The sequence below is a fragment of the Algoriphagus sp. genome, from assembly GCF_024642405.1.
Lineage (GTDB): Bacteria > Bacteroidota > Bacteroidia > Cytophagales > Cyclobacteriaceae > Algoriphagus.
This window is the reverse complement of record NZ_JAHEBC010000108.1, coordinates 1-12147: the sequence shown is the minus strand read 5'-3', so window position 1 is coordinate 12147 and position 12147 is coordinate 1. Positions and strand designations below refer to the sequence as shown.

The window sequence follows — 12147 nt, the reverse complement described above, 5'->3', positions numbered from 1 at the left end:
AAAAGTGAGCTTGGCAGACATAAAAAATAAAACCCCAAAGTATAAGATAATGGTAGCAGGCTCTCTAAAAACTACCCGAAGGGATTGTACAATAGTATTTTCTACCTCCTGAACATCATTAGTCATCTTTGACATCAGGTCTCCCTTTCTTTCATCAGAGAAATAGCCAATATGAAGTTTGCTGACTTGATTGAATATATCCATCCTCATTTTCTTAATCACCACTGCTCTGACTTTCGCCAAAACAACACCTGAGAGATAGGTGAAAAGATTCGATAGGAACACAGATACTACTATGATAATACAGACATAAAAAAGTGTGCCTAGTCGTCCATATTCTTCTGCAATTTGGAGAAAGTTATAATTGAAAAGATGAGTAAAGTAGGTTATTGAAAAACTGAAATCGGGCTTTTCTTGAAAAGTAACCAATTGTTCAGGATCCACTTGTTCAAAGATTACATCAAAAAGAGGCTTCAAAAGAGTGAAGTTCAATAATCCAAAAACGATGGAAAGGAATGCGTAAATAAGGTAAACCGGAACAAACCTTCCATAAGGCTTGGCATATGCCAATATCCGTAGGTATGTTTTCATTGATATTAATCCAGAAATAAAGCCGCAAGTTACAGAAAATCCTGTGGCGTTTTTTTAATAGTTGTAATCTGGTCTTGTGAAGTTCCAGCGAAACGCAAGTTGGAAGTAATTATTGGTCTCAGGACTCTCCAAATCTGGTGATGTTCTTCTTCTAAAAGTATGTGACGCATCTATAAAGAAATTATGGCGCAACATGTAACTCGCATTGAGGTTTGTTTGAATGACTTTGTTTTCAATCCCTTGCCCTATTTCGTTTCCAAATAGTCCAGTTGGACTTCCCTCTAATCTGTTTTTCAGCACATCTCCTCCCCAATTGGTTTCCACATCAGGGTCAGCACCATAAAATTGATACATGCTTTGCAAAGTCACATTCAATTTGGTTAAAGGCTGATATCGAAGTATCCCAATGAATTCCCTGAAATTTGCCCCTCTTGGATGGGTAAGAGGGGTACGCCAATTGCTGTACGACTGGTAATCAATTTTTTCCTGAAATGTGTAGGGTCTAGCAGAATTATATTCAAGCTGAAGATCCAAGTTGGAAACGGTAAATAAATCTATGTACTTGAAGCCCGCTTGAATTCCATATTTGTTTCTTTTAGAGCCTTTTCCGTCTTGCCCAAAGAATTCTGAGAACACGAACTCGTCTAGAGCAAATTGACCATAAAATTGCATCCCCGGATAGAAATTCCATTTTCCGTCGATACCAAGCATTACTTTGTCTGGTGTTCCGAGTGATTGTTCAACCCATCGGTAGAAGACGATAGGATTAAAATAATTGAAATCAGCTTTATCTGTCATTACAGACTCGAAGAAGCCTAGATTAATCTTCTTCCCTATGTTAAAACCCAATCGATGGAAGGAAAACCATTTTTGAGGATATCTACCATCAGTGGGTCTTCCGCGATCATAATCCACATCAGCAGTCATTTGAGTCCAAATGTTTGTCAACTGAAATTTCCAGATTCTGGTGTTGAATTTCACAAACATATAAGGGTTGGAAAAATCAGATAATAGGAAGGAGCGATACCCCTCTCCAATAAAGTTTCTGTCATGTCCTACCTGCACCTGAATATGCTTAGTTATATCAAAACTGACATGCCCAAGTGCCGAAAAATAACTATAGCCATCAGAATTATATTCTTTCCAGAATCCTTCTCCCGGTACTGCGCCATTATATTCGGCGTAGTTTTTTACCCAACTTGGAAAAAAAGATTCAGAAGAAGTGAAATAGGTATAAAACCCAACTTTTTTATCTATTGAACCTCTTAATACCACTCCACGGGTAAGGCGGTTTGGGTTTTGCTCATTATCCAATTCTAATCCACCATTGAGGTAAATGACCGGACTTAGGTGGATATCAAATTCATCACTATAATAATGTGCGAAATCCCCCGGTCTTTTATATAATCCTTTTAGGAAAGGTTTTTTTGAGGATGGAGTTTCACGATTTACAAATTCCCAATTATCCTGACTCAAATAAGCTAAGTTAAATTCATCAATCCGAGTTTTGATAACAGGGTCATTCGCTAAGCTATCTAAGAATTCTGCTACATCATCTCTGCGAAAAGGCTTTGTACCACTCCGAAATACCGGATTATTTTCGCCCCTTAGGATTTCGTATCGGTCAATCAGATGGTAATAGTCTCTGTTGTAAGGGATATAAGATCCTTGGGCTTTAGCCAAAAATGGAGATAACAAAAGCCCAAAAAGCATAAGTGATATAATCGCGGGTGTTAGAAAGGAAGTTTTTTGCATCAGTGAAAAGCTAAAAATAGCGTGGATTCTTAAAATAAGGCAGTATTTTTGAATTTCAGTGTTAAAGATCTGTGATTTTAACAATTCATTTAGAAATAGTTGATAAAGATTTTGTGGAATTTCTGAAAAAGGGTAACTTTGTGCCTCATTTGAAAAAGGTACAATAAAACTAACGATACAATGAAAGCCGATATTCATCCAAACTACAGAGACGTGGTTTTCTACGACACTTCTAGCGAGTTCAAGTTTTTGACCAAGTCGACTATCGAAACAAACGAAACAATTGTTTGGGAAGATGGAAACGAATATCCTGTGTATAAAATTGAAGTGAGCTCTCAGTCTCACCCTTTCTACACTGGTAAGAAAATGATGCTTGATACAGCTGGTCGAGTTGAAAAATTCAACAGAAGATACGCTCAGAAGAAGTAATTCTACTGCAAAACATTCTAAAAAGTCTTCCGGAGCATGGATTCCGGGAGACTTTTTTATTTTTGCCTTATGGATAATTTGTTATTGTTTGACGATCCGGCCATTCGGGGATCACTACTTCCTTTTACTTTTACCAGGCCGGTGGCAGATATCCGCATTGGGATTTTGAAAATCTCAGAAAAGTGGGAAATCCTATTAGGTGGTAAAGCTTCATATTTGACACAGGATTATCTTAGAAGCAAGTTTCAAAGGACTTCTGGAGAGAAACTTGCTATCAATGGAGCTTGGCTTCCTGCAGAAAGAGATATCGCTGCTTTAAAGAAACTTACCAAAAGCCAGTCATTATACTTTGGTAAAACATTATTGGCTTCTTATATCGGTGAAACGGAAAAGAACTTAGATACTTCAAAAGAAAAGGAAGCGATCCAATTAGAGTTTGAGCCTGATCTACTTCAAAAGACATGGAATATCTTTCAATTTAATGGGAATCAGCTTCGTGCTGACTTTCATTTGATAACTAAAGGAAGAAAATCTCAGGAAATCACAGATCCATACACAAAATGCTATAATCCTGAAAATATCTTTATTGAGAAGGGTGCAATTATCAAAGCATCAATTTTAAATGCTGAAAATGGTCCAATTTATATTGGGAAAAACTCTGAGATCCAAGAAGGAGCTTTGATCCGGGGACCTTTTGCTATTTGTGAAGGTTCAACTGTAAATATGGGTGCTAAGCTAAGAGGCGATACTACGATTGGACCTTTTTCAAAAGTTGGGGGAGAAATCTCCAATTCAGTTATTTTCGGCTACAGTAATAAAGGGCACGAAGGGTTTTTAGGGAATTCTGTGATTGGGGAATGGTGCAATTTGGGTGCTGATACCAATACAAGTAACCTTAAAAACAATTATACTTCGGTAAAGCTCTGGGATTATACAAAAGGTGGATTCTCAAATACAGGTTTACAATTTTGTGGATTGATGATGGGGGATCATGCCAAATGTGGAATTAATACCATGTTTAACACTGGTACAGTAGCTGGAGTAGGAGCAAATATTTTTGGAGGTGGATATCCAAGAAACTTTATTCCTTCTTTCTCATGGGGTGGCGAGAAAGGATATTCTACTTATCAATTCCATAAATTTGAAGAAACAGCGAAAGCCGTGATGGAAAGAAGAAAAATCGAATGGACAAAAAAAGATGAAGAAATCTTGAAATGGATTTTTGATTTAACCAAAACCTATAGAATTTGGGAAATATCTTCCTGATTAAAATAAGCCATGCTCTTTGCTGAAATACCGGGCCTTCCCGAAACGAAAGAAAACCTGATCAATGCTGTCAAAAACAATCATTTGGCACATGCATTACTTTTTCATGGTCCAGAAGGATCCGCTAGTTTAACCATGGCTTTGGCTTTATCTACATACCTTTTTTGCCAAAATCCAGGAGATAAAGATGCCTGCGGAGAGTGTTCCTATTGTAAGCGAATGGAAAAACTGATTGTCCCAGACTTAAATTTCGCCTTTCCATCTATTTCAAAAGATAAGGATGGAGAGGAAGATGAAAAAAATATAGAACTGGCGAATTGGAGAACATTTGTGAAAGAGCAGCCCTATGGAAACATACATGACTATATTTATTTCAACGGTTTTGAGAAAAAGCAGCTAAATATTTCCAAAGGCGCAGCAAGAAAGATTATCCAATCTTTGTCGCTTATGTCATTTGAAGGAGGATATAAAGTAATGTTGATATGGGGGGTGGAATATTTACACCCTTCCGCTGCAAACTCCCTCCTTAAAATTATAGAGGAGCCACCATCTAAGACAGTTTTCATGCTGATCACTTCGCAACCAGATCAGTTATTAACGACTATTCTCTCAAGAACACAAAAAGTAATGGTTCGAGCTTTTTCAGATGATGAAGTTAAAGCACATTTGGTGGAATCAGGACAATGTGATGTAAAGTTGGCTGAGCAAATATCGATGCTTGCGGATGGAGATCTCAGAGTGGCTTATAGATTAGTAAATGATGTCGTGGATGAGCAAGTCAGTAAAATCAGGGAATGGTTTTTACTATGCTATGGTAAAAAGCTGAAAGATTTATTTAATCTTGCCGATAATTTTCACAAAGCAGATAAGGAAGCTCAAAAGTCTTTGATTTTAACTGCCCTGAATGTTCTGAGAGAAATTATGCTCAAGAATGTAAGTTTAGAAGAACTTCTTAGGACAACTGGTGAGGACAGGGCTTTTATCGAGAAAATCAGCGGTAAAGTATTGGATGAAAACCATGTATTGGAATTATATGAATCTTTCAATAATGCCCATTATCATCTGGAAAGAAATGGTAATGCAAAAATGATTTTTACTGACCTTTCTATGAAGGTGCTTCTTTCTATGGCAAAAACAAATTGAAATGGAAAAGAAGATAATAGGAAGGAAAGAGAAGATTTCAATTCCAGAATTTGATCTCAATCTGGTCTGGGCCAAAGTAGATACAGGTGCTTTTACAAGCAGTATCCATGCGGAAAACATTCGGGTTGTCGAGAAAGATGGGATGAAAATTCTGTCTTTTCAGGTTTTGATGCCAGACCACAAATCTTACACTGGGAAAACATTAGTATTCGATAAATTTAGGGAAAAGCGAGTTAAAAACTCTTTTGGACATGCCGAAACCCGATATTTGATTGAAGTTACTTTTAAATTAGCGGGAGAAAAATATCTAGCTGAATTCACCTTATCTGATAGGTCGAGTATGCGAAATGCTATCTTACTAGGGCGTAAAATTCTAAAAAATAGATTCTTAGTAGACGTAAGCGGATATAATCTTGCTAAAATTTACCGTCAAAAGACCAAGTAAAATTTGTTCTTGATTCTTTTGAAAAATATAAACTCATGAAAATTGCAATCCTTTCTAGGAACCCAAATCTTTACTCCACCAGAAGACTGTATCAAGCTATTACAGAAGCTGGCCACGAGGGCCTCATTATTAATCATAGCATTTGCGATATTATAATTGAGCAGGAAGGTCCTTCTATTATTTATAAGGGTGAAAAGATTACAGATGTTGATGCAATTATTCCAAGAATAGGGGCTTCTGTTACTTTTTATGGAACAGCAGTAGTGAGGCAGTTTGAATTGATGGGATCTTTCTCTGTGGTTAATTCACAGGCTATTGTGCGAAGTCGCGACAAACTTCGAAGCTTACAAATATTATCTAAAGAAGGACTAGGGATGCCAAAAACGGCATTTACTAATTTTTCGAAAGGAGGCGAAAAACAGCTCATAGAACATGTGGGAGGAGCTCCACTAATCATTAAACTTTTGGAAGGAACCCAAGGCTTGGGTGTAGTTTTAGCAGAGACCAAAAAAGCGGGCCAATCAGTTATTGAAGCCTTTCATGGACTAAAAGCAAGAATAATCGTCCAAGAATTTATAAAAGAAGCCAAAGGGGCTGATATTCGTGCCTTTGTTGTAAATGGGAAAGTAGTAGGAGCAATGAAAAGGCAAGGTGCTGAAGGAGAATTTCGTTCCAATCTCCATAGAGGAGGGATGGCAAAAGTGATTAAGTTATCTAGAGCTGAGAAAGCTGCTGCTTTAGGAGCTGCAAAAGCATTAGGTTTGGATGTGGCAGGAGTGGATATGCTTCAATCCGCAAGAGGCCCTTTGATTCTGGAAGTGAATAGTTCTCCAGGGCTAGAAGGAATTGAAAAGGCTACTGGAATCGATATAGCAGGCGAAATTATCAAGTTTATAGAGATGGGAGTCAAAAAAAAGATTTCCAGCAGAGGAAATGATCAATGAGTAAATTGATAAAAATAGGTACAAGAGGCAGTAAACTAGCACTTTGGCAGGCTTATCATGTTGAGGAATTGCTTCAAAAGTCTGGTTTAAAAACTGAAATAGTCATTATTGACACCAAAGGAGATCAGGTTTTGGATGTGTCTATTTCAAAAATTGGAAGTAAAGGAGTATTTACACAAGAGTTAGAAGATCAGCTCCAAGATGGTAGAATTGATATTGCAGTTCATAGCGCAAAGGATATGCAGTCAAATTTGCCTGCTGGATTTGAAATCATTGCTTTTACGGAGAGAGAAACCGAAAATGATGTAATAGTATCCCATAAAAAGGATGTTGATCTTTCAGATGTAACCAAATCATTGATTCTTGGTACCTCTTCGACCCGTAGAGTGGCTACCTTAAAACATTTCTACCCACACATTAAAACAGTAGAAGTTAGGGGCAACTTGCAAACCCGAATCAGAAAGATGGAGGAAGGTTTATGTGATGCATTATTGCTGGCGTATGCAGGCGTCCATAGGATGGGTTACGATGATATGATTGTTGAAAAGTTAAAATTAGAGGAATTTACTCCTGCAGTGGGACAAGGTTCTGTTGCTATTGAAGTTTCAACAAGCCTAGATGAAAAGGTAAAAGATCAAATTATTAAAGCTTGCAATCATTCAAATACAGAAATTAAATTAAGAGCTGAACGTGCCTACTTACGTGTTTTAGAAGGTGGGTGTAGTATTCCGGTTTTTGCATTAGCAAATATTATAGAAAACCAGGTTTCTTTGGTTGGAGGAATTGTAAGTCTTGACGGTGAGAAAAGGATTAGTGTAGAAGTAAGAGGTGATGTTAATAATCCTGAATTAGTTGGTGAAAAATTAGCTGCAGAGGTTTTTGCACTCGGTGGTAAAACTATTTTAGATCAAATAAAATCAACATTAAACAAGCAATGAAGAAATTGAAATTGATTCTTTTCACGATGCTTTTAGTAAGTTCTTTTGCCTGTGCAGGTAACAAAGATTATGTAGCGACCATCGAGACAAAGCATGGGAAAATTGTAGCTATATTTTTTGATGATACGCCAGTTCACAAATCAAATTTTATTTCCTTGGCTGAGGAGGGAAGATTTGATTCGACTGAGTTTCATCGAGTAATGAATGGCTTTATGGCCCAAGGAGGAGATGTTTTCACAAAAGAGAAATTACCTCCAGCAGATTGGCCTACACTACCCGCTGAAATTAATTCTAAATATTTTCATAAGAGGGGAATGATTGCTGCAGCTCGACAGCCTGATGGAATTAATCCGGAAAAAAGGTCCAATGGATCTCAATTCTACATAGTACTGGGTAAAGTTTACTCGGAAGAAGAGTTAATGGTTGATTTGAATTTATTACAACCGGCATTCATGAAATATATTCAATTAGGAAGCCAGGAAGAGTTGAAAAATGAATATATAAGGCTCTATGATGCTCAGAAATTTGATAGTTTGACCACACTTTTGATTTCCAAGAGAAAGGAAATTGAAGAATCTCTCAATATCAAAGTGACTAAGAATTTTACTCCAGAGCAAATAGAGGCCTATACAACAGTGGGAGGAACTCCACATTTGGATGGAGAATACACTGTTTTTGGACAAGTAATTCAAGGAATGGATGTGATGGATAAGATTGCTGAGGAGCCAACTGATTTTAGGGATAAGCCAATAACTCCAGTTGTTTTGTCAGTGACTATTGAGAAAATGCCGAAGAAAAAAATAGAAAAACAATATGGGTACATCTACCCCGAAAGCAAGTAAGAAAAAAATTTTCATTACCGGAGTAAATGGGCTACTGGGTCAAAAACTAGTCGCTCAACTAATCCAAAGAGGCACCTTTGAAATAATAGGATGTGGAAGAGGGGAAAGCAGACTTCCTTATGATAGTTTTGAATACATTTCTCTTGATATCACTGAAGAGGAAAAAGTAAAGGAAGTTATAGGTCTGATCAAACCTGAAATCATTATTCACGGAGCAGCTATGACTAATGTAGATGAATGTGAACTTAAGCAAGAAGCGGCATACATTGCGAATGTCAAGGCTACGGAGTATTTATTGAGGGCTGCTGAAAGAATAAATTCACATTTTATTTTTGTTTCTACTGATTTTATTTTTTCAGGAGATGAGGGTCCATTGGATGAGAATGCTGTAGGTGCTCCCGTAAATTATTATGGGGAGACAAAATTAGAAGCAGAGAATCTTGTAAAAGCATCTTCCACTAAATGGACTATTGTTCGAACAGTTTTAGTTTTTGGAATTGCTCATGATATGAGTAGATCGAATATAATCCTTTGGGTTAAATCCTCTTTAGAGAATGGAAAACATATTCAAGTGGTAGATGATCAATATCGGACTCCTACCCTTGCAGAGGATTTGGCTGAAGGCTGCATTTTAATAGCCGAAAAAGGAGCAGAGGGTATATTTAATATTTCTGGTTCCGATTTTCTGACACCTTATGAAATGGCGATCATTACTGCTGATTATTTCGGACTGGATAAAACTTTAATTTCTAAAGTGGATTCAAAAACTTTTACTCAGCCTGCAAAAAGACCTTTAAAAACTGGATTTGTTCTTGAAAAAGCTAGAAAAGAGCTTGGATTTGAGCCCAAAACTTTCCGAACGGCAATTGCAATTTTATCAAAACAAATTATCTTAGCCAGCTCGTAAAACTGCGAGTCTTACCGAATATTTAACTTTAATATCAATCAAATTTAATATAAATCTATGGCAGCAAGTCCAAACACCGAAGAGAGAGGCCAATGGGGATCAAGTCTCGGGTTCATTATGGCCGCGGCAGGTTCGGCAGTGGGTCTAGGGAATATTTGGAGATTTCCATATTTGGTAGGTGAAAACGGAGGAGGAGCCTTTGTTTTTGTATACATTCTATGTGTACTCCTTATAGCATTACCACTTTTATTCAATGAAATAGCTTTAGGTAGGAGATCAGGAAAAAATCCAATAGGGGCAATTCGTGAAACTGGTGGAAATAAATTTTGGCAAATAGCAGGCGTTCTTTGTGTATTGGTTTGCTTTTTCGTGTTTAGCTATTATTCAGTAATTGCAGGCTGGACTGTTGGATACATATTTACCGAAATCATTAATATCCCAATTGATTTTGAGGTTTTTGTTGAGACTCCTCTCTATGTGATTCCATTGACGTTTGTTTTCATCATGATGACAATTCTAATTGTATTAGGAGGAGTTAGTGGAGGGATTGAAAAAGCGTCTAAATTCTTGATGCCGGTTTTGTTCATTATCATCATTTTCATCGCAGGTAGATCAGTGACTTTGGAAGGGGCTGAAGCTGGGATTGAATATTATTTGAAACCTGATTTCACTAAAATTAATGCAGCTGTAATTCTTCAGGCGCTTGGTCAAGCATTCTTTTCTATGTCTGTTGGATGGGGTTTAATGATCACTTTCGGTTCTTATTTACCAAAAAAGGCAAATATCATACAGTCTTCTGGATGGATTGCCGGGATGGATACTTCCGTAGCCCTTTTGGGAGGATTGATGGTATTCCCTGCCTTATTTGCACTACTTCCAGGAAAAGACCCAGCAGCTGGTCCAGCTTTGGTTTTTGATGTGCTACCAAAGGTATTTGATGCAATGCCAGGAGGTAATATCATTGGGGGCTTATTCTTCATTTTGTTGATGGTTGCAGCCTTAACTTCTACCATCTCTATGCTGGAAGTCCCAGTCGCTTACTTGATTGATGATAGAAAATGGAGTAGAAAAAAGGCTACGTGGCTTGTGGGTATTTCGGCAATGGCATTATCAGTTCCTTCAGCCTTATCTCAAATTCCCGGAAACTTTTTCCATTCTTTTCATTTGAACTTCTTTGGAAATAAACTTGAAGGGTTTTTTGGAATTATGGATTTTGTGTTTGGTACTTTTGCTGTAATTGTGATTTGTTTGATGTTATCGCTATATACTGGATGGGCTTCTAAACTATCAGATTACGCAGATGAGTTAGCTTCAGGAGCTCCTGGTTTCAAGGGTGTATTTAGAACAGGCTGGATGTTTTTTATCAAGTGGGTATGCCCAATCGTCATCATTCTTTTAATCCTCAATATGGTGGGAGTATTTGGCGATCCTCAAGCTGCTTAAAAAGTTTCTTTTTTAAAAAAAAATTAAAGCAGAGAGCCCCTAGGGTTCTCTGCTTTTTTTGTGTTTTAATGATATTAGTATAAAAATCAGCAAATGGTAAAATTGAATTTCATATACTTATATTGGTATTTTATTTTAATGAATCCATATGCGCGTATTAGTTGTAGATGATGATGATATTCATCTATTAATTCTCAAAAAGATTTTTGAAAAGTCCAATCACTTAGTTGTTACCGCCCATAATGGATTAGAGGCTTTAAAAGTTTTAGAAACTGATAAAGGTTTTAGTATTATTCTGACCGATATTATGATGCCCATAATGGATGGAATAGAATTTCTGACACGCCTCAAAAAAAATGTTGTTTCCAGTACAATACCAGTAATTGGTTTTACATCTGGAAATGTGGAATATTATCGAAGAATAAGCCCCGTCGCATTTGATTCGTTAGTTTCAAAACCATTAGATTTTTTTGATTTATACAATTTGGCAAAGCTAAAAGTCGATATAAAGATGAATTGATTCTTGGCTTGGCAAGAACATTGCTAAATTTTTTTCAATAATCTTCGTTATAAGATTTCTAAACCAATTTTAGCAGCCATGAAAAAACTTCTTTTTACGTTCGCATTTTTGAGTTTTGCTTTATCGGCATTCTCTCAGGATTTTAGTATCGGCCCCAAAGTGGGGATCAGTCAAACAGAACTTGACCTTTCAAAAGAAAATTTTGAATCAGGAGATGCCAAGTTTGGCTATCATGTTGGGATTTTTAGTAGGATAGGATTTGGACCGTTTTTCCTCCAACCTGAAATTCTCTATACCCAGACTAGTGGGAGATTCTCCTTTAATGATATGGGGTCAGAGCTAGATGGGGAATATGAATCTAGCTTTAATAGGTTGGATATTCCTGTAATGTTGGGATTTAAATTATTTAATTTTTTGAGATTACAGGGAGGTCCTATTGCCAGTATCGATATGAATTCGGAACTAAAAAATGCTGTGAAGGACGTTCAAAATGTTGACTTTGAAAAATCAACTTTGGGTTATCAAGCTGGGATAGGTCTTGATATAGGTAACCTAATCATCGATGCAAAATATGAAAGCTCACTGAATAAATTGACTAGTAATGTGGGGAGTTTTAGTACGGATCAACGTGTAAATCAATGGATTCTTTCAGTTGGTTTTAGGTTATTCTAATCTTCAAGTTTCGAAAAAAGAGCCATTTGTAAATTAGTCAAATGGCTCTTTTTTTGACAGTATTTTTCAACTAGTCTGGTATTGCAAATCATTGAGTAATTCGTCTTAGTGAATTTTAATTTTCAACTATTTGATAAAAACAGGGTATAGGATTTTTCTTTTTTAATACCCCATTTTGATTTAGCAAAAGGATAGGCATAAAAATTCACTTCTTAACCAGCTTTACCTTATAGATTCTCAAAAAGTCTTCCT

13 protein-coding genes are annotated in these 12147 nt (G+C 36.8%); 11 read left to right on the top strand and 2 right to left on the bottom strand.

Annotated features, from left to right (window positions below):
- Positions 1–591 (bottom strand): ABC transporter transmembrane domain-containing protein (locus Q0L68_RS10095; protein ID WP_296702479.1); only part of this gene is annotated, 591 nt, incomplete at its 3' end.
- A gap of 54 nt (positions 592–645) precedes the next feature.
- The gene (locus Q0L68_RS10090; protein WP_366938386.1) at positions 646–2346 is read right to left on the bottom strand and encodes a hypothetical protein; all 1701 of its coding nucleotides are present in this window, start codon (positions 2344–2346) and stop codon (positions 646–648) included.
- Positions 2347–2526: 180 nt separating this feature from the next.
- Between Q0L68_RS10090 and Q0L68_RS10085 the strand changes: the two genes are divergently transcribed.
- The 11 genes from Q0L68_RS10085 (at position 2527) to Q0L68_RS10035 (ending at position 11895) form a co-directional block, all read left to right on the top strand.
- The gene (locus tag Q0L68_RS10085) at positions 2527–2775 is read left to right on the top strand and encodes a type B 50S ribosomal protein L31 (RefSeq protein WP_074226215.1); all 249 of its coding nucleotides are present in this window, start codon (positions 2527–2529) and stop codon (positions 2773–2775) included.
- A 69-nt stretch (positions 2776–2844) separates the two neighbouring features.
- Entirely contained in the window at positions 2845–4041 is a 1197-nt protein-coding gene (locus tag Q0L68_RS10080; RefSeq protein ID WP_296702474.1) for a GlmU family protein, read from the top strand.
- Positions 4042–4053: 12 nt separating this feature from the next.
- Positions 4054–5184 (top strand): hypothetical protein, encoded by a 1131-nt coding sequence (locus Q0L68_RS10075; protein WP_296702472.1) that lies wholly within the window; start codon positions 4054–4056, stop codon positions 5182–5184.
- A 1-nt stretch (position 5185) separates the two neighbouring features.
- Positions 5186–5629: a RimK/LysX family protein gene (locus tag Q0L68_RS10070; RefSeq protein WP_296702470.1), complete on the top strand. Its 444-nt coding sequence runs from the start codon at positions 5186–5188 to the stop codon at positions 5627–5629.
- A 35-nt stretch (positions 5630–5664) separates the two neighbouring features.
- The gene (gene rimK, locus Q0L68_RS10065) at positions 5665–6573 is read left to right on the top strand and encodes a 30S ribosomal protein S6--L-glutamate ligase (protein WP_296702467.1); all 909 of its coding nucleotides are present in this window, start codon (positions 5665–5667) and stop codon (positions 6571–6573) included.
- A complete protein-coding gene (gene hemC, locus Q0L68_RS10060) occupies positions 6570–7511 on the top strand; it encodes a hydroxymethylbilane synthase (protein WP_296702464.1) in 942 nt (313 codons plus the stop codon). The genes rimK and hemC overlap by 4 nt, the downstream gene beginning before the upstream one ends.
- Positions 7508–8353, top strand: coding sequence for a peptidylprolyl isomerase (locus Q0L68_RS10055; protein ID WP_296702462.1), 846 nt, complete (start codon positions 7508–7510; stop codon positions 8351–8353). The genes hemC and Q0L68_RS10055 overlap by 4 nt, the downstream gene beginning before the upstream one ends.
- Positions 8325–9260, top strand: a complete 936-nt coding sequence (locus Q0L68_RS10050) for an SDR family oxidoreductase (protein WP_296702460.1) — start codon at positions 8325–8327, stop codon at positions 9258–9260. The genes Q0L68_RS10055 and Q0L68_RS10050 overlap by 29 nt, the downstream gene beginning before the upstream one ends.
- Positions 9261–9317: 57 nt before the next feature.
- Positions 9318–10703, top strand: coding sequence for a sodium-dependent transporter (locus Q0L68_RS10045; RefSeq protein ID WP_296702458.1), 1386 nt, complete (start codon positions 9318–9320; stop codon positions 10701–10703).
- Between the two features lie 148 nt (positions 10704–10851).
- Positions 10852–11223: a response regulator gene (locus tag Q0L68_RS10040; protein WP_296702455.1), complete on the top strand. Its 372-nt coding sequence runs from the start codon at positions 10852–10854 to the stop codon at positions 11221–11223.
- A gap of 78 nt (positions 11224–11301) precedes the next feature.
- On the top strand, positions 11302–11895 hold the full coding sequence (locus tag Q0L68_RS10035; RefSeq protein WP_296702452.1) for a porin family protein: 594 nt from the start codon (positions 11302–11304) through the stop codon (positions 11893–11895).
- Positions 11896–12147 lie beyond the last annotated feature (252 nt).